28 protein-coding genes are annotated in these 23,982 nt (G+C 64.1%); 13 read left to right on the forward strand and 15 right to left on the reverse strand.

From position 1 onward, the window contains the following. Positions 1 to 27: 27 nt before the first annotated feature. Positions 28 to 978 carry a carbohydrate ABC transporter permease gene (locus RCH15_RS02070; RefSeq protein WP_326957524.1) on the reverse strand — a complete coding sequence of 317 codons (951 nt, stop codon included), beginning with the start codon at positions 976 to 978 and terminating at the stop codon, positions 28 to 30. 267 nt (positions 979 to 1,245) lie between these two features. Between RCH15_RS02070 and RCH15_RS02075 the strand changes: the two genes are divergently transcribed. From RCH15_RS02075 to RCH15_RS02110, 8 genes are all read left to right on the forward strand, one after another. After that, positions 1,246 to 2,193 (forward strand): P1 family peptidase, encoded by a 948-nt coding sequence (locus tag RCH15_RS02075; RefSeq protein ID WP_326957526.1) that lies wholly within the window; start codon positions 1,246 to 1,248, stop codon positions 2,191 to 2,193. Positions 2,194 to 2,370: 177 nt separating this feature from the next. Further along, positions 2,371 to 2,592 carry a translation initiation factor IF-1 gene (infA, locus tag RCH15_RS02080; RefSeq protein ID WP_009358723.1) on the forward strand — a complete coding sequence of 74 codons (222 nt, stop codon included), beginning with the start codon at positions 2,371 to 2,373 and terminating at the stop codon, positions 2,590 to 2,592. Between the two features lie 68 nt (positions 2,593 to 2,660). Then, positions 2,661 to 2,774: a 50S ribosomal protein L36 gene (rpmJ, locus tag RCH15_RS02085; RefSeq protein ID WP_009358722.1), complete on the forward strand. Its 114-nt coding sequence runs from the start codon at positions 2,661 to 2,663 to the stop codon at positions 2,772 to 2,774. A gap of 183 nt (positions 2,775 to 2,957) precedes the next feature. After that, on the forward strand, positions 2,958 to 3,332 hold the full coding sequence (rpsM, locus tag RCH15_RS02090; RefSeq protein WP_024366110.1) for a 30S ribosomal protein S13: 375 nt from the start codon (positions 2,958 to 2,960) through the stop codon (positions 3,330 to 3,332). Positions 3,333 to 3,430: 98 nt separating this feature from the next. Beyond that, positions 3,431 to 3,832, forward strand: a complete 402-nt coding sequence (gene rpsK / locus RCH15_RS02095) for a 30S ribosomal protein S11 (RefSeq protein ID WP_018773682.1) — start codon at positions 3,431 to 3,433, stop codon at positions 3,830 to 3,832. Positions 3,833 to 3,965: 133 nt separating this feature from the next. Next, complete coding sequence (locus tag RCH15_RS02100; RefSeq protein WP_024366109.1) at positions 3,966 to 4,976, forward strand: DNA-directed RNA polymerase subunit alpha; 1,011 nt, start codon at positions 3,966 to 3,968, stop codon at positions 4,974 to 4,976. Between the two features lie 77 nt (positions 4,977 to 5,053). Further along, entirely contained in the window at positions 5,054 to 5,644 is a 591-nt protein-coding gene (rplQ, locus tag RCH15_RS02105) for a 50S ribosomal protein L17 (RefSeq protein WP_326957528.1), read from the forward strand. 31 nt (positions 5,645 to 5,675) lie between these two features. Next, complete coding sequence (locus RCH15_RS02110; protein WP_326957530.1) at positions 5,676 to 6,566, forward strand: tRNA pseudouridine synthase A; 891 nt, start codon at positions 5,676 to 5,678, stop codon at positions 6,564 to 6,566. Here the strand turns inward: RCH15_RS02110 and RCH15_RS02115 are convergent. Continuing rightward, positions 6,532 to 8,247, reverse strand: a complete 1,716-nt coding sequence (locus tag RCH15_RS02115; RefSeq protein ID WP_326957532.1) for a sensor histidine kinase — start codon at positions 8,245 to 8,247, stop codon at positions 6,532 to 6,534. The two genes, RCH15_RS02110 and RCH15_RS02115, sit on opposite strands and share 35 nt — an antisense overlap. 254 nt (positions 8,248 to 8,501) lie before the next feature. On the opposite strand from RCH15_RS02115, the gene RCH15_RS02120 reads away from it, so the two are divergent. Next, a complete protein-coding gene (locus RCH15_RS02120) occupies positions 8,502 to 9,347 on the forward strand; it encodes a response regulator transcription factor (RefSeq protein ID WP_326957534.1) in 846 nt (281 codons plus the stop codon). 19 nt (positions 9,348 to 9,366) lie between these two features. Here RCH15_RS02120 and RCH15_RS02125 read toward each other — a convergent pair whose 3' ends face one another. From RCH15_RS02125 to RCH15_RS02170, 10 genes are all read right to left on the reverse strand, one after another. Then, a complete protein-coding gene (locus tag RCH15_RS02125) occupies positions 9,367 to 9,825 on the reverse strand; it encodes an Hpt domain-containing protein (protein ID WP_326957536.1) in 459 nt (152 codons plus the stop codon). Between the two features lie 161 nt (positions 9,826 to 9,986). After that, positions 9,987 to 10,871 (reverse strand): type II secretion system F family protein, encoded by an 885-nt coding sequence (locus RCH15_RS02130; protein ID WP_326957538.1) that lies wholly within the window; start codon positions 10,869 to 10,871, stop codon positions 9,987 to 9,989. A gap of 27 nt (positions 10,872 to 10,898) precedes the next feature. Then, positions 10,899 to 11,831, reverse strand: coding sequence for a type II secretion system F family protein (locus RCH15_RS02135; RefSeq protein ID WP_326957540.1), 933 nt, complete (start codon positions 11,829 to 11,831; stop codon positions 10,899 to 10,901). Positions 11,832 to 11,844: 13 nt separating this feature from the next. After that, positions 11,845 to 13,335: a CpaF family protein gene (locus tag RCH15_RS02140; protein WP_326957541.1), complete on the reverse strand. Its 1,491-nt coding sequence runs from the start codon at positions 13,333 to 13,335 to the stop codon at positions 11,845 to 11,847. Beyond that, complete coding sequence (locus RCH15_RS02145; protein ID WP_326957543.1) at positions 13,335 to 14,516, reverse strand: AAA family ATPase; 1,182 nt, start codon at positions 14,514 to 14,516, stop codon at positions 13,335 to 13,337. The genes RCH15_RS02140 and RCH15_RS02145 overlap by 1 nt, the downstream gene beginning before the upstream one ends. Before the next feature lie 14 nt (positions 14,517 to 14,530). Further along, positions 14,531 to 15,253 (reverse strand): Flp pilus assembly protein CpaB, encoded by a 723-nt coding sequence (gene cpaB / locus RCH15_RS02150; protein ID WP_326957545.1) that lies wholly within the window; start codon positions 15,251 to 15,253, stop codon positions 14,531 to 14,533. Positions 15,254 to 15,264: 11 nt separating this feature from the next. Beyond that, complete coding sequence (locus tag RCH15_RS02155) at positions 15,265 to 16,140, reverse strand: pilus assembly protein TadG-related protein (protein ID WP_326957548.1); 876 nt, start codon at positions 16,138 to 16,140, stop codon at positions 15,265 to 15,267. A 20-nt stretch (positions 16,141 to 16,160) separates the two neighbouring features. Then, positions 16,161 to 16,541 carry a TadE/TadG family type IV pilus assembly protein gene (locus RCH15_RS02160; protein ID WP_326957550.1) on the reverse strand — a complete coding sequence of 127 codons (381 nt, stop codon included), beginning with the start codon at positions 16,539 to 16,541 and terminating at the stop codon, positions 16,161 to 16,163. Positions 16,542 to 16,626: 85 nt separating this feature from the next. After that, a complete protein-coding gene (locus RCH15_RS02165) occupies positions 16,627 to 16,830 on the reverse strand; it encodes a Flp family type IVb pilin (RefSeq protein WP_326957552.1) in 204 nt (67 codons plus the stop codon). Positions 16,831 to 17,004: 174 nt separating this feature from the next. Then, positions 17,005 to 17,670, reverse strand: a complete 666-nt coding sequence (locus tag RCH15_RS02170) for an A24 family peptidase (RefSeq protein ID WP_326957555.1) — start codon at positions 17,668 to 17,670, stop codon at positions 17,005 to 17,007. Positions 17,671 to 17,976: 306 nt separating this feature from the next. Here RCH15_RS02170 and rplM point away from each other — a divergent pair, with 306 nt between their 5' ends. The 4 genes from rplM (at position 17,977) to RCH15_RS02190 (ending at position 21,577) form a co-directional block, all read left to right on the forward strand. Further along, on the forward strand, positions 17,977 to 18,420 hold the full coding sequence (gene rplM / locus RCH15_RS02175; protein ID WP_024367145.1) for a 50S ribosomal protein L13: 444 nt from the start codon (positions 17,977 to 17,979) through the stop codon (positions 18,418 to 18,420). A gap of 36 nt (positions 18,421 to 18,456) precedes the next feature. Further along, on the forward strand, positions 18,457 to 18,966 hold the full coding sequence (rpsI, locus tag RCH15_RS02180; RefSeq protein ID WP_326957559.1) for a 30S ribosomal protein S9: 510 nt from the start codon (positions 18,457 to 18,459) through the stop codon (positions 18,964 to 18,966). 234 nt (positions 18,967 to 19,200) lie between these two features. Then, positions 19,201 to 20,562: a phosphoglucosamine mutase gene (glmM, locus tag RCH15_RS02185; RefSeq protein ID WP_326957561.1), complete on the forward strand. Its 1,362-nt coding sequence runs from the start codon at positions 19,201 to 19,203 to the stop codon at positions 20,560 to 20,562. A 64-nt stretch (positions 20,563 to 20,626) separates the two neighbouring features. Beyond that, positions 20,627 to 21,577 (forward strand): glycosyltransferase family 87 protein, encoded by a 951-nt coding sequence (locus RCH15_RS02190; protein ID WP_326957564.1) that lies wholly within the window; start codon positions 20,627 to 20,629, stop codon positions 21,575 to 21,577. Here RCH15_RS02190 and mscL read toward each other — a convergent pair. The 3 genes from mscL to coaA all read right to left on the reverse strand — a co-directional run bounded on the left by mscL (position 21,543) and on the right by coaA (position 23,922). Continuing rightward, complete coding sequence (gene mscL / locus RCH15_RS02195; protein ID WP_326957566.1) at positions 21,543 to 21,950, reverse strand: large conductance mechanosensitive channel protein MscL; 408 nt, start codon at positions 21,948 to 21,950, stop codon at positions 21,543 to 21,545. The genes RCH15_RS02190 and mscL overlap by 35 nt on opposite strands. An 89-nt stretch (positions 21,951 to 22,039) precedes the next feature. Then, positions 22,040 to 22,747, reverse strand: a complete 708-nt coding sequence (locus RCH15_RS02200) for a M15 family metallopeptidase (RefSeq protein WP_326957568.1) — start codon at positions 22,745 to 22,747, stop codon at positions 22,040 to 22,042. Positions 22,748 to 22,953: 206 nt separating this feature from the next. Beyond that, positions 22,954 to 23,922 carry a type I pantothenate kinase gene (gene coaA, locus RCH15_RS02205; RefSeq protein ID WP_326957570.1) on the reverse strand — a complete coding sequence of 323 codons (969 nt, stop codon included), beginning with the start codon at positions 23,920 to 23,922 and terminating at the stop codon, positions 22,954 to 22,956. Positions 23,923 to 23,982 lie beyond the last annotated feature (60 nt).

Below are 23,982 nucleotides of genomic sequence, written 5' to 3' on the forward strand. Positions count from 1 at the left end.
GGTCGGGATTGACCGGGGAGTTCAGGCTCACGAGTAGTGCACCTTCCGTTCGACGAACCGCAGCTGCAGCACGGTGATGATGAGCAGGATGGCGAACAGGACCACGGAGATGGAAGCCGAATACCCGGCCCGGTTAAAGGCGCCGAAGGCCTGCAAATAGGCTTCGTAGATCAGGGTGCTGGTGCCATTGCCCAGCGGCGTCATGATCCGGATGAGGTCGAAGGCCTGCAGCGAGCTCAGCATGGTGGTGATGAGCAGGAAGAACGTGGTGGGGGAGAGCAGCGGCAGTGCCATGCTGATGAAGCGCCTGAACCCGTTGGCGCCGTCCAGCGACGCGGCCTCCATTACATCCTGCGGGAGCGACTGCAGTCCGGCCAGGTAGACGACGGCGCAGTAGCCCAGGTTCTTCCAGATGTAAACGATGATGACCATGACCAAGGACAGCTGTGGATCGTTGATCCACTGGGGACTCTGCTGGCCAAGCCCGCGCAGCAACCAGGCCAGGACCCCGTAGCCGGGATCGAAGATAAACAACCAGACGAGCCCGACGCCGACACCGCTGAGCACGTACGGGGCGAACACAGCTGAGCGCGCAAAAGTAGTGCCCCGGATTTTGGAATTCAGCGCGAGCGCCACCAACAGGCCGAGGACCATCGAACCGCCCACGGTGATGAGCGTGAACACCGCCGTGGTGCCCAGCACCTTGGTGGCGTCCGAGCTGGTGAAGAAGGTGACGTAGTTGTCCAGACCCACCACCGTTGCCGAGGCGGAGCCCAGCGTCCAATCCAGGGTGGAGTAGTAAATGTTGTTGAAGAGCGGGAGATACGTGAACACCGCGATGAGCAGGAGGTTGGGCAAGGCCAGCGCCAGGAAGACGAAGAAGTCCCTGCGCGTTCTCGACGACCAGCGGGCACGCGGTGCTGCAGCCGGTGGGGCTTTGGTTGAGGCGCGGGGGCGGTCAGTTAATTGTCGGGTCATTCAGGTCTCTAACGGGTCCGTGCCTGCCGGAAGCAGACGGGTGGGCGGGGATACCTAGCTATCACTTCACCACATGGTTGGTGGGCTGAACCCCGCACAAGACCCCAGAAGAACGTTGTTGTCCAAGGCTTCGTCGCCCGTTAACTCTGTGTTGCCTGCAGTATTGCATAAGGTCCGGCATGACTGCAGATTCTCCGGTGCGATTCTTCCGGCGCACTTTATCCCGTCGGCGGGCGGTGGGCGCGCACGCGGGGGCAGAATGGCTTCATGACTTCGATAACGGATGTGCCGGGTATCCGGGTGGGCCATGCCGGCAGGACGGGCGCGGGCTGGCTCAGCGGGGTAACGGTGGTGTTGCCGCCGGGTGGGACGGTGGGTTCGGTTGATGTCCGGGGCGGCGGCCCCGGAACCCATGAGACCGACGCCCTCGACCCGACGACACTGACCCGCACGGTCGACGCCGTCGTGCTTGCCGGGGGGAGCGCTTTCGGTCTCGCCGCGGCCCACGGCACCCAGCGCTGGTGCGAGGAGAACGGCAGGGGCTTTCCGGTTCCGGGCGGTGTGGTCCCAATCGTGCCCGCGGCAGCGATCTTTGACCTCGGCCGCGGCGGAGACTTCACTGCCCGTCCGGACGACGCCATGGGCTATACGGCCGCTGCGGACGCCGCTGCCCGCGAGGACGGCCACGACGTCGAACGCGGCAACGCCGGCGCCGGCACCGGCGCAGCAATTGGCCGGGGCCAGTTCAAAGGCGGGGTTGGAACCGCCTCCCTCACTCTGGACAACGGCGTCGTGGTCGGCGCCCTGGCGGTAGTTAACTCACTCGGACTACCAACTGCTGCGGGAAAGGGGGCCGGGGACGGCAACCCGGGCGCCTGGGATCAGCCGCCGTTGCCGCTGAACACGACCCTGGTCGTGGTTGCCACCAACGCGTTCCTCGACAAAGCCGAGTGCAAGCGCACCGCCTCGGCAGCCCACGCGGGCCTGGCCCGGGCGTTGAACCCCAGCCATACCCTGGCCGACGGTGACACTGTCTTCTGCCTCGCTACGGGCGCAATCGCGCTGGACCGCAGCAGCGAGTCGGCGCGGCAGTCGGGATTGATCACGCTGCAGAGCGCGGCGGCCGACGCCGTGAGTCTGGCCATCCTGGACGGCATCGCTTGCGCCGAGGCTGTGAGCACACCGGCTGGCCGTTTTGGTGCATACCGGCCCTGAGTGCGCTACGATTGCTGGATTTAACATTCAGGCCCGAATGCCGTAATGTTGTCTGTTGGTTGTCTGCCCTGTTGTGCCCTTTTGTGGCCGGGAGGCATCAGCCAATCAATCAAAAACGTCCGCGGTGATCTCCGGTGCAAGCCGAAGGGCTGCGGCAAACAACAGTTAGCGGAGGGTATGGCCAAGAAGGACGGGGTCATTGAGATCGAGGGCGTTGTGACTGAGGCGCTGCCTAATGCGATGTTTCGCGTTGAGCTCACCAACAAGCACATCGTTCTGGCACACATCTCAGGAAAGATGCGCCAGCACTACATCAGGATTCTCCCTGAGGACCGGGTAGTGGTGGAGCTGAGCCCGTACGACCTGACACGTGGTCGTATCGTCTACCGCTACAAGTAAACACTGGGCGGCCGAGGCAACAGCCGAAAGCCGGTCCAGCTGACCACTGCAACACGCAAAGGAACGCCATGAAGGTCAAGCCGAGCGTCAAGCAGATCTGCGAAAAGTGCAAAGTGATCCGCCGTAATGGCCGGGTCATGGTGATCTGCGAGAACCCGCGCCACAAGCAGCGCCAGGGCTAATTTCCCTTTCGGGAAATCCTGGGTTGCTAACCCACGCAAGTAAATAAAAGGCAGCACAAGCTGATCTGGGACACTGAGTTATAACGAGTCCGGACAGCTAACCCCCGGTCGGAGGCTGGGGCCGCACGGATCGTGCGGGTGTACTGCCTACGACCTCCGGTTTATTCAAGGAGCACTGCCTCTATGGCTCGTCTCGCTGGCGTAGACATTCCCCGCGAAAAGCGGTTGGAAATTGCGCTTACTTACATCTACGGCGTGGGCAAGACCCGTGCACACGAAACCCTGGCTGCCACCGGCATCAGTGCGGACGTTCGGGTCAAGGACCTGTCCGACGCCGAGCTCGTCCAGCTGCGTGATTACATTGAAGGCAACTACAAGGTTGAGGGTGACCTTCGCCGCGAAGTAGCAGCAGATATCCGCCGCAAGGTTGAAATCGGCAGCTACGAAGGTATTCGCCACCGTAAGGGCCTGCCCGTACGCGGTCAGCGTACGAAGACGAACGCACGTACCCGCAAGGGCCCGAAGCGCACCGTCGCAGGCAAGAAGAAGACCCGCTAAATCCCATTTGCGCCCTAAAATCGCTGGCGCGATTTCAGGGCTCCGGCAAATGAGGGAATAGCGGATCTTTCCCCCGATAACTTTCTGTAGGAGAAATAATGCCCCCGAAGACTCGTGGCGCGGTTCGCAAGCCGCGTAAGAAGGACAAGAAGAACATCGCGCTGGGCCAGGCGCACATCAAGAGCACCTTTAACAACACCATCGTTTCCATCACGGATCCGAACGGTGCCGTCATCTCCTGGGCTTCATCCGGTGAGGTTGGCTTCAAGGGCTCACGTAAGTCCACCCCGTTCGCAGCCCAGATGGCCGCCGAAGCCGCCGCAAAGCGTGCGCAGGAGCACGGCATGCGCAAGGTCGACGTATTCGTCAAGGGCCCGGGCTCGGGACGCGAAACGGCAATCCGTTCACTGCAGGCTGCTGGCCTCGAAGTTGGATCCATCCAGGATGTAACCCCCAGCGCCCACAACGGCTGCCGTCCGCCGAAGCGCCGCCGCGTCTAAGGCTTTCCAACGCACCGGTGCTTGCCCGGACCTTCAATGGTCCGGGCAAGCCCGGCGGCGTTAAGTCCTCAGACCGATCTTTCCACCACCTGTGTTGCGTCATATAGCGGATGCTCGCCGAAAGGAAACCTAAGTGCTCATTGCACAGCGCCCCACCCTCTCCGAAGAGGTCGTCTCCGACAACCGCTCCCGTTTCATCATTGAACCGTTGGAGCCCGGCTTCGGATACACCCTCGGAAACTCCCTCCGCCGTACCCTGCTCTCCTCCATCCCCGGTGCCTCTGTCACGAGCATCCGGATCGATGGCGTGCTGCACGAGTTCACCACGGTCCCGGGTGTCAAGGAAGATGTCACTGAGATCATCCTGAACATCAAGAACCTGTCGGTCTCCTCCGAGCACGATGAGCCGGTTGTTGCTTACCTGCGCAAGCAGGGCCCGGGAGTCGTCACGGCCGCGGACATCGCTCCGCCGGCCGGCGTCGAATTCCACAACCCGGATCTGCACATTGCCACGCTGAACTCGAAGGGCAAGTTCGAACTCGAACTGACCATCGAGCGCGGCCGCGGCTACGTTTCGGCAGCTCAGAACAAGTCCGGCGACTCCGAGATCGGCCGCATTCCGGTCGACTCGATCTACTCGCCGGTCCTGAAGGTTACTTTCCGCGTGGAAGCTACCCGCGTTGAGCAGCGCACTGACTTCGACAAGCTCATTGTCGACGTCGAGACCAAGCAGGCCATCGCCCCGCGCGATGCCGTTGCTTCGGCAGGCACCACCCTGGTGGAACTGTTCGGTCTTGCCCGCGAGCTGAACACCGCAGCTGAAGGTATCGAGATTGGCCCGTCGCCGACGGACGCTGCCCTGGCAGCGGACATGGCTCTCCCGATCGAGGATCTGGACCTCACCGTCCGTTCCTACAACTGCCTCAAGCGTGAGGGCATCCACACCGTGGGTGAACTCGTGGCCCGCTCCGAGGCCGACCTCATGGACATCCGTAACTTCGGTGCGAAGTCCATCGATGAGGTCAAGGCAAAGCTGGTTGAACTGGGCCTGTCCCTCAAGGACTCGCCTCCCGGTTTTGACCTCGCAGCACGCGCCGCAGCAATTGAAGAGGACGACGCCGCTTTCAGCGACGACGAACTCTAACAAACAGATCTTGGCCTGCCGGCTGGATGCACCATGGTGTGCGCAGCCCAACGGCTTCCATATGAGGAGAAACTATTATGCCTACCCCCGCTAAGGGTCCGCGCCTCGGAGGCGGAGCGGCTCACGAGCGTCTTATGCTCGCGAACCTGTCCGCCGCACTGTTCGAGCACAAGCGGATCACCACCACGGTGACCAAGGCCAAGCGACTGAAGCCGTACGCCGAGCGCCTGGTGACCTTCGCCAAGCGTGGCGACCTGGCTTCCCGCCGCCGTGTACTCGGTTTGATCAGCGACAAGGGCATCGTCCACGAGCTGTTCACCGACATTGCCCAGGCAGTGGAGAACCGCAACGGTGGCTACACCCGCATCACCAAGATCGGCAACCGCAAGGGCGACAACGCTCCGATGGCTGTCATCGAACTGGTTCTCGAGCCGGTTTCCGCGAAGCAGGCAGTGGTAGCCGAGGCTACCTCCGCCGCCCAGCGCGACGCTGCCAAGAAGGACGCCGACAAGGCCGAAGCCGCCCCGGTTGTTGAGACCGAAGCTGCCGAGACTGAAGAGGCCCCGGAAGCTGACGTCGTCGAGACCGAAGCAGCAGCTACCGAAGAAGCACCGGAAGCTGACGTCGTCGAGACTGCAGCCACCAAGTCCGAAAAGGACGCGAAGTAATTCACTGATTCCTTCGCATAGACTTAAGTCTATGAGCCACCAGAAACCCGCTGCCCCCTTGAGAGGGGGCAGCGGGTTTCTGCGTGTCCGGCTGGATCTTGCGTACGACGGAGGACCCTTCAGCGGGTGGGCCGTGCAGCCCGGACGGCGCACCGTCCAGGGGACCCTCGAAGATGCCATCGCGATGCTCATCCGCCGGCCCGTCAGGGTCACGGTCGCCGGACGTACCGACGCCGGCGTGCACGCCCGCGGTCAGGTTGTCCACGTCGACCTCACCGAGGCGGAATGGATTGGCCTGAACCGCGGCGCGGAACTGGACCCCGCCGTCGCGCTTCTCCGCCGGATCCGGGGTTCCCTCAGCCGTGGCCTCGGCGATCTCACCGGCGCCATCGAAGTCCACAAGGTTGCCGCCGCTCCCAAGGGTTTTGATGCCCGGTTTTCCGCACTCTGGCGCCGGTACAGTTACCGGATTGCCGACGGTCCTGCCCTGTGGGACCCGCTGGGGAGGACCTCCACGCTGTGGCACCGGGAAGAGCTCGACGTCGGGCTGATGAATGACGGGGCCTCCCAGCTGCTGGGACTGCAGGATTTCCGGTCCTACTGCAAGCCCCGGGAAGGGGCGACCACCGTTCGGGAGTTGCAGCGCTTCGAGTTTTCCCGCGGCACCGACGGGGTGTTGGTGGCCACCGTCCAGGCAGACGCGTTCTGCCACAACATGGTCCGGTCGCTGGTGGGATCCGCGCTGTTCGTCGGCGCCGGCGTCGAAGAGCCCGGGTGGCTGCACGAGCGGCTGCAGGCCCGCCAGCGGGACGCAAAGTCCGTGCTGGCGGCTCCGCATCCTCTGGTCCTGGAGGAAGTGTCCTACCCTTCATCGAACGGGCTGCTGGCTAGGGCCGAGTTGACCCGGGCGCTGCGCCAGTAAGGTCCTGCTCGAGGGAGTGCTGCTCAGCATCCGCCGGCAGCGCAACTGAAAAAGTACTGCCGTAACCGGGGCGGGTAATGCAGGATATGGTGCCGCCGTGGCGCTCAATGATTGCCCTGGTAATCGAAAGCCCCAGCCCGACCCCGGGAATGGATCCCTCCCGGACGGCCGGACTCCGATAAAAGCGGGTAAAGACCTTTTCCGCGTCGGCCGCGGTCATGCCCATGCCGTTGTCCTTCACTTCCAGCAGCACCTGGCCGCCCCGGACTCCGGCAGTGACAAGTACGGTACCGCCGTCCGGTGAGTACTTGATGGCGTTGGAGATGAGGTTGTCCAGGACCTGGCTGATCCGCAGCGGATCCACGTGGACCCACAGCGGCTCCGGAACATCCATGGAAAGCGAAACGCCGGTGGCGTCGGCTTGCGCCTGTGCCGATCCCAGGCTGGTCTCGACCAGCCCGGCGAGGTCCGTCCGTCGTGGATGGACGGACAAAACCGCGGACGCGGACACGAGTAAGTCGGAGACGAGGGACAGTAGCCTCTCGGCGTTGCGCTGGACCACTTCGAGTCTCCGGACGGCGACGGGAGAGTGGCCGTCCACCTCGCCGAGCACCAGGTCCACGTTTCCCAGGACCGACATCAGCGGACTCCGGAATTCGTGCGAGACGTTCGAGATGAGGTCTTCCCGGGCCGCCAGGGCTTCCACGAGACCGGTCACATCGCTGTAAACGATGACTGCCCCGCTAAAACCGCCGTCCTCGTTCCGAATGATCCGTGCCGCCGTCGAGATGGCCCGCTGTTCTGCGGCCTCGCCGATCCACACGAGATAGTCCGCAAACGTCTCTCCCGCCAGAGCCCGGTGAATCGGCCGTTTGTCCTCGGGAAGGGGCGTCACACGGTCCTGGCTGAAGATAAGCTGGCGGGACTCTTCGGCCGGGGCGCCCGGGGCATCGGGGCGGGCGGCCCGGTGGAAGACTTCCTGCTGGTCGTTGACCAGCGTGGTCCGGCCGTCGGCGTCGAGAGCAACAATCCCGACGTCGATAGTGTCCAGAACTGTCTTCAGGAGCCGTTCACGCCTCCTGCTGTCCACCAGCAGTTCACGCATTTCCTTATCTTTTTGTTCCAGCCTATGGCGTTGGACCCGGACGTTGGCGCTGGCGAACCGGATGGCCACAGAAACCGCGAGCATCATCAAAGGCAGCAGAATTGCGGTTGTCATGTCCGCGGGTGAAATGTTGGGAAATTCTTGCACCGCCGACGGCAGCGTGATCAGCAGGGTGCAAACGAAGCTGAGTAAAACGGTGGTACGGGCGAAACCGGCGGAGATTGAAAGCCAAAGAACGGGAAATATGGCCAGAATACCGAGGCCGGCAACTGCTGGAAGAGCGCCGTTGCGGGCGAGCCCGATGACGAGGAAATCAAAGATCGGAATAGCAAGGTATGCATTGGCCGGCAGCCTTTCCCACGGAACCAGGAAACACGCCCCGAAGAGTCCTGCCATGAGGAGAATGGAGGCAAGGAAGATCCAGTTGTCCAGGAGGGTGGGCCAGACCGCGGGCGCCGCCGCGGCCAGCCCGGCCAGCAGGATCGTCAACGGCAGCTGGCACAGGGCGACCTGAAGCCGGGGCCTTAGTCGTCGAAAGAAACGGTCCGTGTGGCTGACCAGTAACTGCTCACGCAATATTGTGTCCCTATCTGGCCGGCGTTCTTGGTTTTCCTTGACCGCAAGTGCATTGACCGTGGCATGAAGACCATTATGCACGGGGCGGCAGCAGCAATGGGACAAGTGACGCGGCGGGTGGCGGCTCATAAACTGATCCGGCGAATTGAAAGGGTCCAGCCCGCCGACGTTGTAGCGTGGGTTGTCTGGAAGTGTTTCTGCACTGGCGCCGGGCTGTAGGGAAACATTTGTCGGATAGAGGGACAGGGACAGTAGTGAGCGATCTTGGTATAGCCGTAGTAATTGAAGATGATGACGACGTGCGTGGCCTCCTCGACGCTGTACTCCGGCAGTCGGGCTTCGAGGTGCATTCAGCGGCGACCGGCAGCGACGGCGTGGCCTTGGCCAAACACCGCCAGGCCAGTGTCATTACTCTGGATGTCGGGCTCCCTGATATCGATGGCTTCGAAGTGTTGCGTCGGATCAGGCAGTTCAGCGACGCTTATGTGGTCATGATTTCGGGCCGGGATGAGGAGCTGGACACAGTTTCTGCCTTGCAGGGCGGAGCAGATGACTATTTGGTGAAACCCTTCCGCCCCCGGGAGCTCCGGGCCCGTATCACAGCCATGATGCGCCGCCCCCGGCAGGCAGCGGTGCCGGCCGCGGCCGGCGCCGGCACCGGGATCGGCCCGGGCAGGGATGTTTCGGGTGGGGCGGTCGCGGCAGCCATGGGCGCTGTGCACCACCCTGATGCCGATGGTGACGACGCCGGACAGGCCGGATACGGCGAGGTGCTGCGCCACAACGGGCTCTCCCTGAACACGGCCAGCCGGACAGTGGTTTCGCGCGGCAAGGAACTGGTGCTCACGCGCAGCGAATTCGATCTTCTGCACGAGTTGCTGCGGGGGACCGGCGCGGTTCGAACCCGCTCCGACCTGGTACGCGTGGTGCGGGGCGAGCATTTCCGGGACGACACCTACATCAGCGGAGCCGATGAACGGGCTGTCGAGGTCCATATCGGGAATCTCCGCCGCAAGCTCGGCGAAGATCCGCAAGACCCCCGTTGGCTGATTACTGTTCGCGGGTTAGGGTACCGGCGCGCGCCGAAGCGCGCGGAGTAATCCAACACCACGCTGGAAGTTAATCATTCTGCGCTAAATAACACCGCTGCAGGGCTTGATTCGTGGCCTTGCCGACTTCGGCGATGACGGCCACCCTTGCCGGCGCTGAAGAGAAGCCTTTCGTCGGGATGATGTCTTCAAGTTCCAAGGCCAGGGCGGACAGCCGGGAGGCTCCCACCATGAGGGCGGAGTTCTTCAGGCTGAGGACTGCGTCCATGGCCGCATACGGGTCTCCGTTGGCAACGGATCGGATAAGTAATTGGATCCGCTTCTCCCAGATCCGGACGTAGTCCTGCGCGAAGGACCGGGCCACGGCTGGATCGCCCATCTCGACTTCCAGTTGCCGGAGCACCTGCAAGTCCAGCAGCGGCAGTCCGGCCCCCGGAGTCACCCGTTTGCCGGGCCCGGAGTCCGGGGCTGCGCAAAAGCAGACGCCGTTGGTGCTGCAGTCGCCCTCGCTCGACCCCGGAATGACCATAGTTCAAGGCTACTTTCGGACCTTGGGAAAACCCGGAGTGCAGGTGAAGGTCAAGGACGGCCGGAGGAAAGACGCCCACGGGGTAGTTCCGCGTGAAGCGCACAGGCGGGCCGGAGAACCACCAGGACACGGTGCAGTCCCGGCGCCGTGTTGATCCGCTTTCACTGCCCACTCAGCGTATTTACGACATTGATAGCGGCTGGGCCGAGCAAGGCAATGAAGAGAACCGGCAGGATGCACAGCATCAGTGGAAAAAGGACCTTAACCGGAATTTTCATGGCCTGCTCCTCGGCCCGCTGCCTGCGCTTCCTCCGCATTTCGCTGGCCTGGGTCCGGAGGACGGCCGAAATCGAGATTCCGTACCGGTCCGCCTGCAGGATGGCGTTGACGAAGCGACGCAGATCCTGGGCGCCGGTCCGGTCGGCAAGGGCCAGGTAGGCTTCGCGGCGCGACATTCCGATCTGCATGTCCTGAAGGGTCCGGACGAGCTCGGCGGCCAGCGGCCCTTTCCCGTTTTGACCGGTCCGGGACATCGCAGCGTCGAAACCAAGGCCTGCTTCCACCGCGATGGTCATTTGGTCAAGGGTGTCGGGCAACTCCAGCCCAATGGCGGCTTGGCGCTCGACCCCCCTGCTGTAAATCAGGAGGTCGGGAATGAAATAGCCGAGGACGGACACCGCAAACGAGAGCCACATGGTCTTGGCGCTTGGATCGCTCTTGATCAGCAGGAGTCCGAGGGCGATGGCAATGATGGCCCCGGCAACCTTTGCTGCCATAAGTCTTTTGAGCGGCCAGGCGGCAGGGCGGCCCGCCAGGGCCAGCTGCCGGTCCAGGTTGGCCACTAAACGCTTCGGTGTGAAGCGGCCGGCATAGGCTTCCAACAGGGAGCCCTTGGTTTTTGCAGGCTTTTTCGTGGCAATGAGGCCGCGGGACAGGTTCTCCTGGATGGAGTCCTTCCCGGGAACGCGGGTTCGAAGGACGGCCCAGAACGCCAGGACAAAAGCAGCCAGGAGTAAGCCAATAGCTGTGATGGGAATAGCTGACATGCAAACGTTCCTCCTTTCGGGCCTGACTTAGAACTTGAATTGGACGACTTTACGCAGCCAAAGGCCGCCGGCGGTGAAGAGGAGGGCGGCCACACCGATCATCATCAGCCCCAAGGGGGTCTGTACCATCGGGTCCATGTAGCCCGGGCTCATGAGCATCAACGCGACGGTGATCACTAAAGGAAGCAGCATGAGCACGAGCGCCGAAATTTTTCCTTCGGCGCTGAGCGCCTTCACCTGACCTCGGATCTGGCTCCGCTCCCGGATGGTTTGGCCAACCTGGTCCAGAACGTCCGCGAGGTTGCCGCCCACCTCGCGGTGGATGGCGATGGCCTGCGCCACCCAGGAAAAATCTTCCGACCGCATCCGCGAGGCGGCATCGTCCAGCGCCTCTCCCAGATCACGTCCAAGCCTTGTTTCGTTGATGATCCGGGAAAACTCTTCGGTGGTCGGGGCCTCAGCTTCCCCTGCCACCGCATCAATGGCCCGCAGCAGGCTGTGTCCGGCACGAAGGCCTCCAGCCAAAAGCTGCAGGGTCTCATCGAGCTGGTCGGAGAACTGGGCACGCCGCCGCGAAGCGAGGAACCGCAAGAGGAAGCGCGCGCCAAGGGGCGAGAGAAGCAGGAACAACAGCGCCGGAAACGGTCCGACTGTGGCCAGGACGCCGGCTCCGATCGCGGCCGCCGCCGCCAGCGCGAGCACAACAAACTCGGGCGCCCTGATGCCGAGGCCGGCCTGTTCCAGTGCTCCCGCCATCGCGGCGGTGTAGTTGCGCCGCTTCAGCAGGGATTCGGCGGCGGCGGTGGCCCGAGCACCGACGCCCCCGGCCAGCGTGTTGTGTCCGGCGGCGGCTGCCGTCGGCCGGTTCAGCAGGGTTTCGGGCCTCCGCGGAGCTATAACGAACAGGACGATGATGCCCAGCGCGGTGTAGCACAACAGGAATCCCAGGATCAGTGCCATGGGGATGCCCTCCTCATCGTGCCCGGGCCGCTACGGGAACAGGGTTGAAGACCTCGGGTGAGAGTTCGATACCGAGGTCCTTGAACCGGTCCGTGAATTTGGGCCGGACCCCGGTGGGCATGGGCTTGCCCAGGAAGCGGCCCTGCAGATCCAGTCCCGCGCTGTAATCGAATACAAACGCGTCCTGGAGGGTCACAACTTCCCCTTCCATGCCTTGCACCTCGGTAACGTGGGTGACGCGGCGAGTGCCGTCCCGAAGCCTGGTCAGTTGCACGATGACATCCACGGCGGAGGCAATTTGTTCCCGGACTGCCCGCAAGGGAAAGTCCATCCCGGCCATCAGGACGAGGGTTTCGAGGCGTGCGATGGCGTCACGGGGGGAGTTTGAGTGCACGGTGGAAAGTGAACCGTCGTGGCCGGTGTTCATGGCTTGGAGCATGTCCAGGGTCTCGCCGCCGCGAACTTCACCGACGACGATCCGGTCGGGCCGCATGCGGAGGGAATTGCGGACCAGATCGCGGATGGTGATCTCACCCTTGCCTTCGATGTTGCTGGGCCTGCTCTCGAGCCGTACCACGTGGTCCTGCTGCAGCTGCAGTTCCACGGCATCTTCAATAGTGACGATGCGTTCGCCCTCGGGGATGAAAGAGGACAGCACGTTGAGCAGCGTTGTCTTACCCGTTCCCGTGCCGCCTGAGACGATGATGTTGAGCCGGGCTTTGACGCAGGCGTTGAGCAGCTCCGCCATTTCCGGGGAGAGTGTGCCGAAACCGATGAGATCGTGGACCTGGAAGGGGTCGGTGGCAAATTTACGGATGGTCAGTGACGATCCGTTGACGGCCAGGGGCGGTATGACGGCGTTGACCCTGGATCCGTCGGCCAAACGTGCATCGACCAGCGGTGAGGACTCATCGATTCTGCGGCCCACGCGTGCCACGATCCGTTCGATGACTTTGCGGAGGTGTGGTTCGGAGGCGAAGCGGACCCTGCTGCGGGCGAGCTTACCGTGCTGCTCGACATAGATCATGTCCGGGCCGTTGACCATAATCTCGGTGATACTCTCGTCGTCGAGCAGTCGCTGGAGCGGCCCGTAGCCGAGGACGTCATCGCTCACGCCCTTAATCAGCCGTTGCCTCTCATCCTTGGTCAGCGGCACTTCCTCGGCCTCGACCACTTCGATCAGTTCCTGCTGCACCAGGGCATGGAGCTGGTCCTCCGTCAGGGAGGTATCGATCAGCCGGGTACCCAGCCTTTCGAACAAGATGGAGCCGGCGCGGTCCTTCAACTTGGCCAGGGCGTCCCGAGCCGGGGGCGCTTCCGCCACGGCGGGTTTGCGGGCACTAAGGGCAGCCTGGGGGACTGACGCTTGCTGCTTCCCGGGCGCCCGGGTGGAGCCGGCGTCCGGGGCGCTGCTGGCCGGCGTCGCAGGAGCCTGCCGGACTGGTGCGGCGGGGGCAGGCTCGGCCGCACCGCGGGCAGCCTGCAGTCGTTCGGCGAGGTTCATCAGGCACCTATCCGGTGGCGTGGCCCGTACCGCCGCGGCGAGGCGATCGGGGCAACGAAGCGGGCGAGTAGTTTTTGAAAAGCCTTGGTTGCCGGTCCCCGGGCAGTCCCGTAGAGCAGCGGAGAGCCCTGGTTCGTGGAGAGGGCCACGGCACGGGAGTGCGGTATCACCACATCGATGCTGGTTCCCAGGGCTGATTCGACATCGCGCAGTGTTATGCCTGCCTTGAAGTCCGCGCTGTTGAGCACCATATGCCGTTTGAGCGGGTGCATCCCCAGCTCGGCGAGTACGTCCAGTTCCTTGCGCATCCCGCGGACGCCCGGAACATCCGGCCCGCTGACGAAAACGAAGTCCGTTGCCTTGTCCAGGGCCGCAAGGGTGTGGTCCGACAGGCCCGGTGCGGTGTCCACCACCACGTAGCGGTACTGGCTGGCCAGTTGTTCCAGCAGGTGGGTGACATCATCTCCGGTCAATTCCGCTGCTGCGGCGGGGGAGTCCGGCGAGCAAAGGGCGTAAAGGCCGCTGGGATGGGCGCTCAGAAACGTTTTCAGCACCATGGTGTCCCGTCGCGCGGGCCCGTGTACGGCGTCGTACACCGAATGCTCGGGCGTGATTGCCAGCGCGCTGCCCACATCGCCAAACTGCAGGTCCAGGTCCACCAACACGGTGCCGTGTGGCGCCGATTTGGCGAAGCCTATTGCCAGATTGCTCGCGACTGTCGTTTTCCCGACGCCCCCCTTGGGGGAGACCACGGCGATGACCCGGCCCGCCCTTCCCCCTGGAGCGGTTTGGTCCGACGGTGCGCTTCGGCGGCGGCCGGCGCTGCCCACAGCGCGGTGAAGCAGGGCGGTGATGGCGGGTGCGTCGGCATCCGGCTCCAGCAGGTCGCGGGCTCCGGCACGCAACGCGGAGAGCACGACGCCGGGGTCCGCCGGCGCTGCCAGCAGCACCGCCACGTCCGGGGATTCGGCTTCAAATTTTGTTGTCAGCGCCAACGCCAGGTCCAGCGGCATCCCCGGGCCCAGAACCACGACGTCGAGGTCCCCGGGTTCCGCCAGCTCGTTGCGAATATCGGCCGGCCAGACCGGCAACCTGGCACCCTGCCACTGGTGGACCACGCCGTCCAGCTGGCCGGTGGCCGCACTCCGGAGCCGCCCGGGCAGGGCGGCGTCATCGGTCACTACAACATACCGGCTCACTTGTAGACCCCCTCACGGGTCAGTTCGCGTGTGCCGTCTTCCCCTGCGGTTGAGGGTTCGTCGGAAAGCCAGATGGTCCCGAATTCCTGCCCGTAGACCAGTTTCTCGGCGTTGGCGGCGGTCAGCGCAAGGGTGACCATCACGGACTTGGATGCGGCGCCCGTGCCGGCTCCGGTGGCCGGGTCTTTCGTTTCCGCCGCGGCGGCTCCCTGCACGGCCGTGACAAGGACCTTGTGCAGCGTGAGGTGGGTGGTTTCCGGCGGGGTTGCCAAGGAAATGAACACCCCTACCGTGTCGCCGGCCTCCAGCAGTCCGCCGACCGAGCGCTGCGGCTCCAGGAGAATCGATACTTCCTGCATCCCGGCCGGAACGGTGATGCTCCCTGGCTCCTGCGTTGTTGCCGGGTCCCGGAACCGGGTGCTCAGGAGCTGTTCGCCGGGGACTAAATCCACGGTGGTGACCAGTCCGCCGAGGGCAGCCGGATCAGTAACGGCGTCCGCGGGCCGGGCTTTTGCTGGCACTTCCTGCCTGGTGGCGCTTTGCAGCACGACGTCGGCCGGAGTGCCGGCGGGCACTGCCGCGCTGACGATCAGCACGTCGACGGTTTGGACGCCCGCCAAGGCGCGCTGCTCCGCCCCGTTCGTGTAGGCGATCAGCAAGAAGCTTCCAGCGATGGCCAGCACGGCGGCGGCTACCAACGCCAGGACTCTGCTCTTCACGGTGATTGCTCCTAGAGGCTTAGTGCGACGAAAAAGGCGTTGAGTGACTCTCCGCCGAGCTCTTCAACGCCGAACGACTGGAGATCCGCGAGGGAGACCAGTGTGATGAATGTTCCTTTGATGCCGGTGCAGTGGACGCAACCCGGCTCCGATCTCTGCTCGCTTGGCCAGCTGTGGGCAGAGACTTTAAAGGCGGCAAAACCGTCGATGACGTAGGAGACGTTGTTGCCCTGACCCGATGCGCTTTCGTACACCGGCAACAAGATGACCTTGCCATCGATATCGCAGTTTTGCGGCCCGCTCTTGCCGGGTTCCCCGCCGATGATCTGGTCCACGTCAACGGATGCCCTGCAGCTTTTTTTCTCGTCTTCATCCAGCCAGCCGAAGGCTCCCGGCAGGGTTTTTCCGCCTGCTCCGGTGCAGGTGGACGTGCTGGTGATCCACAGCTCAACATCTGTGGGAGCTGCGTCGAACATGCAGCGGGGGGCCGTGAAGGGAAAGACCGACGCCTTCGACGGGCTGCCCCACGACGCTTTTGCGACGGCTTCCACGGTGGTGGAATTGATGCCCAGGATTGGGGCGAACCAGTGTTGGATGGCGGTGCCCCCGTCCGGGGTAGCGGTGCTGGCCCGGACTGTGACGGAATTTCCGGCGATGATTGCCGTGGCCACAGAAACGCCGTCATGGGAGTTCTTACCCGCCAACCGGGTGGCAGTGGCGCCGGCGTTGGCGCAGTTGCCCACGGCGCAGTCCTGGGCGATGGCCAGAGCGGCGGCGTCGGCCCCGTTCTGCAACTCGAAGCGTTCGGCGTAGATCATGCCAACGTCAACCACGATCGCGGTGATGCCGAGCAGCACCACCATGAACAGGGCAGTGATTACCGCCACGGCACCGTCCTCGCCGGTGCTCAGCCGCCGCATCGCATGACCGCCCGCCCGGTGAGTGGAACGGTGGCACCGAAGAGGCCCGACAGCAGCTGCACCGAATAGGTGATGGTGACCGTCACATCCGTGGTGGACCCGCAGGAGGTTGGCGTGACCAGCACGTTTCCGGCGGTGAGGAGGGGGCGGAGGTTCGGCGCCCCGGCAATTGCCGCGCCGACGGCTGTACCGGGGTCTTTCTGAATCGCCATGACGCGGACCGACTCCCGGGCGGCGGCGCTGAGTTGAAGCTGGGCGTTGAAGACCCGGCCAAACTCGATGACCCCCAGAAGAAGCAAAAGAAGCAATGGAACGACCAAGGCAAACTCGACCGCGGCCGCGCCGCGTTCGGACTTTGATCGTTCCATTGCTTCTTTCTTGAGAGTGGGACGAATGAAGGCCAGCCCCGAACCCGCCGCGCCACTCGAGCCGGTCAGCAGTGGATCAAGGTGGCTAGAAACCGATCTTCACTTTGAGGCCGTTGAAGAAGGTGTTGAGCTGACCGCCGAAGGCGCCCACACCGACAACGAGGACCACGGCGATCAAGGCGACCATGAGGCCGTATTCGACGGCGGTGGCGCCCTTTTCGTCGTTGCGGAGGCGGGACTGGAGAGTGAAACCGAGTGTGTGCAGGCTTGCTGCCAGACGAGCGAACATTGGGACCCCTGGAGAATAAATCGGCTGGCCCAGCGCCAGCTCTGAAGCCACAGTAGAGCCCGCTGCGGCGCTTTAGCCCCGGCCTGCGCACAACCTGCGCCAAGGCTTGCCTTCCGCCCGTTTCCTGCGCCTGCGGTGCACTGGCAGTGGGTTGTTGCAGGGCCTTGGCAGCCCCTACGACGCGAATAGGGCAAGAGCCAGGGCGGCCGCCAGCATCGCGGGGCCGAAAGCCACTTCAGCAGGTTTGTCCGGTTTGGCCCGTTGGGCAATTATCAGGGTGAAAATTCCGCCAACCACGAACCCAAGGGCACCGCCGTAAAAGAGCTGGCCCCAGCCCAGGTGCCCGAGGTACAAGCCCACCGGAGCGGCGAGCTTCACGTCGCCCATGCCGATGCCGTTCGGTGACATGACGGCCAGGAGCAGGAAGACGACGAAGAGAATCGCGGCGCCGGCCGCTGCCCGGAGAAAAGGGGACCATTCCGCGGAGGCGGCGCTGCTGACCGCCAGGAGCCCCAAGCCGGTGAAGAGCAGAGCACCCACCAGGGGGTTCGGCAGGAGATGAAGGGCCAGGTCAATGCGGGCCAACTGAACGGCGAGCACGCCCAACACGAGGAAGGCCGGCAACTGCCAGTCCATGCCGAACCGCAGCGCCAGAGCGGCGCAAAGGAGGCCCGACAATGCCGCCGTCGCCGTTCTGGTCCCTCGGGCCGGTATGGGCCCAAGGCGCGGGATCACGCGGGCGATCATCCGCTCACTAAGTCTGCTGGCGAAAATACCGGCCACCCCTGCGGCCAGGGCGAGCAGTGGCCCGGCGCTGGCTGCCATACCTGAGGGGGACAAAGTAACTCCTTGGCTGAAACGGTGCGAAGGTATTTGTCCGGACCGTGCCCCTGTACGGGGACACCCCATTTTGACCCAACGTCACGTCATCGGCTATTCTTGGTAGTCGTTGTGCGTGTCCTTCTCGATGATGCGTGCCCGCTTGGAAATCCGGTTGCAGGATGACTATCCAACGTGCACATTCGAGACCATGGGATGACTGGTTACATAGAGCCCTCACCTCTGTTCCGGTAGCGCATAGATAGTAGGTGCACCCCCGAGTGACGCCTAAAACAAGAACGCCAGAACAAGAACGAGGCAAACACCGTGCGTACGTACACCCCGAAGCCCGGCGATATCAACCGCCAGTGGCACGTCATTGACGCCACCGACGTTGTCCTTGGTCGTCTTGCCAGCCAGACCGCAATCCTGCTGCGCGGCAAGCACAAGGCCACCTTTGCGTCCCACATGGACATGGGCGACTTCGTCATCATCATCAACGCTGAAAAGGTCGCCCTCACCGGCGCCAAGCTCGAGCAGAAGCGCGCATACCGCCACTCCGGCTACCCGGGCGGCCTGACCTCCGTCACCTACGCGGAGCTGCTGGAATCCAACCCGGTCCGCGCCGTGGAGAAGGCCATCAAGGGCATGCTCCCGAAGAACTCCCTCGCTGCACAGCAGCTGGGCAAGCTGAAGGTGTACAAGGGTGCCGAGCACCCCCACGCCGCACAGCAGCCCAAGACGTACGAAATCACCCAGGTCGCCCAGTAGTCCTGGCCACCAACAAACTTTTAATCAAGGAGAATCGTGGCTCAGAACGAAGAACTGACCACCGAGGCCGTTGTGGCTGAGGAAAACCTGACCAGCTACACCTCGGAAAGCGGTGCTGCGGAAGCAGAAGCGCCCAAGAAGGAACGCCCGGCCCTCACGGTTGCCGGCGCAGCAGTTGGCCGTCGCAAGGAAGCCGTTGCACGTGTCCGCATTGTGCCGGGTACCGGCAAGTGGACCATCAACGGCCGCGAACTGGCCAACTACTTCCCGAACAAACTGCACCAGCAGGACGTCAACGAGCCCTTCAAGATCCTCGATCTTGACGGCGCCTACGACGTCATTGCCCGCATCCACGGTGGTGGCATTTCCGGCCAGGCCGGTGCCCTGCGCCTCGGCATCGCCCGTTCATTGAACGAGATCGACACCGAGAACAACCGCGCCACCCTCAAGAAGGCCGGTTACCTGCGTCGTGACGCCCGCGTCATCGAGCGCAAGAAGGCCGGTCTCAAGAAGGCCCGTAAGGCACAGCAGTACTCCAAGCGCTAAACAGCGCTTCCCCAAGCTGTGGCCGCTGACGCGACCACAGCTTGGGACCCGCAGCGCTTTTCAGCGCTCGGATCCCCAAGCGCTCATCCCGCTTTCGAAAGCCCGTTCCGTCCCTCGTGGCGGGGCGGGCTTTCGTTCTTTAAACCGGTAAAGATCCAATTTCCGGCGGCGCCACGGTGCCCGTCGGGCGCCCCGGGGGCCGAGGCGCCCGTCCCATCGTCTAAACTTGAGCCGATGTCTAGATTATTTGGAACAGATGGTGTCCGGGGTTTGGCGAACGGCCTGCTGACGGCCGAGCTGGCGATGCAGCTGGCCCAGGCCGCCGCAGTCGTGCTTGGCCATGACCGCAACATAAACGGAACACGGCCGCGCGCCGTGGTGGCCCGCGACCCCCGCGCCAGCGGCGAATTCATCGCGGCCGCCGTGGAAGCAGGGCTGTCCAGCTCCGGAATCGACGTCTATGACGCCGGCGTCCTGCCCACCCCGGCTGCGGCCTATCTCGTGGCCGACCTGGACGCGGACTTCGGCGTAATGATCTCCGCCTCGCACAACCCCGCGCCGGACAACGGCATCAAGTTCTTCGCCCGCGGTGGCCAGAAACTCCCCGACGCCGTCGAAGATGCGATCGAAGACCAAATGAGCAAGGAGCCTTTCCGCCCGGTCGGTGGCGAGGTGGGCCGGATCCAGCGTTTCTCCGACGCGGAGGACCGCTACATCGTCCACCTGCTCGGTACCCTCCCGCACCGTCTGGAAGGGATCAAAGTGGTGCTGGACTGCGCCCACGGCGCCGCCAGCGGCTGTTCCCCCCAGGTATTCAAGGACGCCGGCGCCGAGGTCATCGTCATCGGCGCCGAACCGGACGGCCTCAATATCAACGACGGCGTCGGATCCACCCACCTGGGTCCGTTGAAGCACGCGGTCCTGGAACACGGTGCAGACCTCGGCATCGCCCACGACGGCGACGCGGACCGCTGCCTGGCAGTGGACCACGAGGGTTCCGAGGTGGACGGCGATGAAATCATGGCCATCCTCGCGGTGGCGCTGAAAGCATCCGGCAAACTCAAGGACGACGTCCTCGTGGCGACGGTGATGAGCAACCTCGGACTCAAGATTGCCCTGCGCGAAGCCGGAATCAACCTGCGCGAGACGGGCGTGGGGGACCGGTACGTCCTGGAAGGGATGCGGGAGGGCGGTTTCAACCTCGGCGGCGAACAGTCCGGGCACGTCATCTTCGCCGACCACGCCACCACCGGCGACGGTGTCCTTACCGGCCTGCAACTGGCAGCGCAGGTGGCGCTCACGGGCCGATCGCTGAAGGACCTGGCCGCGGTGATGACAAAACTTCCGCAGGTCCTCATCAACGTCCGGGGCGTGGACCGCACCCGGGTGAAGGGTGACGACGTCGTGGCGGCGGCGGTCGCCCTCGCCGAAGCTCAACTCGGCGACACCGGCCGGGTCCTGTTGCGTCCCTCCGGGACCGAACAGGTGGTGCGGGTCATGGTGGAAGCAGCCGATCAAGTAACGGCCCAGGCTGTCGCCGAGGAACTTGCGCTGGTAGTCCGCACGGAACTGGCCCTCGCACTCGTCTCGGACTAAGCCACGCCGAGGCCGCAGGCGGTGCTTCAAAGCCGGCGGGGCCGCGGCATGGCACTATCTGGGGATGGGGAAACTTTCACGCACGCGAGCACACGTCATCGACGGTTTGCCACGAAGCTGGCCTGACTTCGCGTCAAAGTACCCGCTGTTTATGATGCTGGCGCTTGTCCTCATCTGGCCCCTGGGGCTGCTATTGGCGTACATGTCGCTCAAAGCGGCTGTCCTCACTGATGCACTGGGACAGGACGCCCACGCGTACTGGCTCGCGGCCCAGGGAGAACTTGTCTACGGAAGGGCTCCGGGCGAAAGGGACGCGTACCTGTACTCGCCCGCCTTCGTGACGGTGTTGAGGCCCCTGGCCTTGCTCCCTTGGCACCTCTTTCTCGCCTTGTGGATCTGCCTCGAAGCGGCGGTCCTTTGCTGGCTTCTCAAGCCATTGCAGCGCCGCTGGTCGGTCCCCGCCTTTATGCTCTGCCTCCCTGAGATCGTGGTCGGAAACATTTACATACTGCTGGCCGCGGCGGCTGCTGTGGGCCTGCATAAGCCGGCCATGTGGGCCTTTCCGATCCTGACGAAAGTCACGGCGGGCGTCGGCCTCCTCTGGTTCGCGGTGCGCGGCGAGTGGCGCCTACTCGGCCAGGGCGTAGGCGGCTTGGCGCTGGTCGTCCTCGTCTTCTACGCTTTGGATCCGGCGGCATGGCAGGCCTGGCTGCAGTTTCTGGTCGATCACAGGGATGGCACTCCGGATACCCGGATAAGCTTCCTGTTGCGTTGCCTGCTGGCGGTGGTTCTGGTGCTGGTTGGTGCGCGCAAGCAGTGGCCGCTGCTGCTGGCTCCCGCCATGGTCCTGGCATCCCCGGTACTGGTGGGCCTTATCCCACTGACCCTCCTGGCTGCAGTTCCCCGGCTTACCGGGATGGCCTCCCCGGGAGCGAGAGACGGGCTTCCAGCCCCTAAGACGCCGGCGGTGCGCGGAACGCCTACAGAGTTCGCTGCGAGCGGAGAGCGTCCCTGATTTCGGTGAGCAAGGCGATCTGCGGATCCTCCGCGGCCTCTTCCTTCACGCCCGCAGTTATGCCGAGCCGGCGGTTGCGCCGCTCGATCATGTGGTTCATGGGCATGACGACGACGAAGTAGATGGCGGCCGCGATCAGGAGGAAATTGACGATGGCGGTCAACAGCACGCCGAACTTGATGTCGTTGCCGTTCAGGGTAACGACGGCAAAGCTGTCGAAATTGGGTGCGCCGGTCAGGCCCGCGATGAACGGCATGAAAACGCTCTGGACCAGTGCCGTAACAACGGCGCCGAAAGCGGCACCAATGATGACTGCGACGGCAAGATCCACCACGTTGCCTTTGAGAATGAAGTTCTTAAATCCTGTCAGCATATGCTCAAAACTAACCCACCCGGGCGGACTGCCCGAATCGCCGGGGGCAGGAGCCGCGTTGGGACCGGCTTGGAACCTGGGATGCGGCGCTAGGGGTAGCCCGGCGCGGCTTCGAGGCCCAAGTACTCCTCAAGGGTCGCAACGCCGCGCCCGTGCATCTCCGCCGCTGCCTCCACGCCCACGTAGCGCAAGTGCCAGGGCTCGTAGTAGTAGCCGGTGATCTCGTGGAACATCCACGGGTAGCGCACAATGAAGCCGAACAAATGGGCTTTGGCCTTTGCCCAGACCGCTGCCGGCTGGTTGGCGAACGCCGGGGTGAAACTGTCCCGGCCGCTGCCGTCACCGATGTCGAAGGACCAGCCTGTCTGGTGCTCCGAGTAGCCGGGCCGTGCTGAGGCCGTGTCCGCGGCGGCCCGGCCCTCCGTGGCCACCCAGTTGTTGTAGGTCGCGATCTGGGTGGTGTAGGAACGGTAACCGCTTGCGAGGGTCAAAACGACGCCGGCGGCCGCGGCCGCGGCGAACATCGCCTCCGCGGCCCCCGCCGTCGTGCTGTTCAACTGTGCGGCTTCCCCCGAGGTGGCCAGACGCACGCGCGGCCGGACCAGGTCGGCCGGAACAAACGTGGCGGGGGTGAGTGGCCGGTGTTTGTTCACCACCACCCACGGGCTCGCCGGATCGGTGAGCGAGTGCCGGGCCGGCGGCGTTTCGGCGGACGACGGCGGACCCGTTGCCGGTGCCGATGCGGCAGGACTGGCCGGCGCCGGGGCAGCGGAAGGGGTGGCGGCCGACGATGCCATAGTGCTTCCCTGGGCCGGCGTTGGCAACGGCGCGGGGGCGGACGTCGCCGGCCTGGAGCCTTCCGGGGTGCAGGCGCTCACGGCTGCGAGGGACGTTCCAGCCAGCAGCAGTCGGGTGAAGGCCCGCCTGCCCGGGGTGCCGGCCGTGCCAGAGGTGCTTTCCGGCGGAAGCCGACGCCCCCCGGAATCGTTCTGGCACACGCGTGCTACACCTTGCGCAGCAGCATGCGGCGGATGGAATGGTCGGCGTCCTTGGTGAGGACCAGCTGCGCACGGCCGCGGGTTGGCAGTACGTTCTCCTCCAGGTTCGGTTCGTTGATGCGTTTCCAAATCTCGCGGGCCGTCTGCTCCGCCTCCGCGTCCGAGAGTGTGGCATACCGGTGGAAATAGGACTCGGGCTGCGCGAACGCGGTGGTCCGGAGCTTGCGGAAGCGGTCCACGTACCACTCCTCTATGTAGGACGTTTTGGCATCAACATAGATCGAAAAATCGAAGAAGTCACTCAAAGCCAGGCCCTGCCGTCCGTCCTGCCGCGGCCGGGCCGGGGCCAGGACGTTCAGTCCTTCGACGATCAGCACATCGGGGCGGCGCACCACCACTTCCTTGCCGGGGACAATGTCGTACGTCACATGGGAGTACCACGGCGCCCGGACTTCCTCGGCGCCGCCTTTGATCTCGCTCACAAAGCGGAGCAGCGCCCGGCGGTCATAGGATTCGGGGAATCCCTTGCGTTCCAGCAACTGACGCCGCCTCAGTTCCGCCAACGGGTAGAGGAAGCCGTCTGTGGTGATGAGCTCAACATTGGGGGTGCCCGGCCAGCGGCGGAGCATCTCGCGGAGCACGCGGGCGATGGTGGACTTGCCCACGGCCACCGAGCCGGCGACGCCAATCACGAACGGTGTGCGCTGGGTCTGCTCGCCCAGGAAGGTGGTGGTGGCCGCGTGGAGCTGGCCGGCAGCCTCGACGTACAGGTGCAGCAGCCGTGACAGCGGAAGGTAGACCTCGCGGATTTCCTTCATGTCCAGCGGATCGCCGAGGCCGCGGAGACGCAGTACATCCTCCTGGTTGAGGGGCTGCTCCATCTGGGCAGCGAGCCGGGACCAGGTCTGCCGGTCCAGCTCCACGAACGGGGAGGCGCCGTCGCCGTTCGCTTCATTGCGTTGCAAAGTCACCATAGAGATTCTGCCCTCCGGCGGGCCGAGAGCGAAATGAGGGCCCCGACGCCCGCCCAGAAC

It is taken from the genome of Arthrobacter sp. MP_M4, assembly GCF_035984855.1.
Lineage (GTDB): Bacteria > Actinomycetota > Actinomycetes > Actinomycetales > Micrococcaceae > Arthrobacter.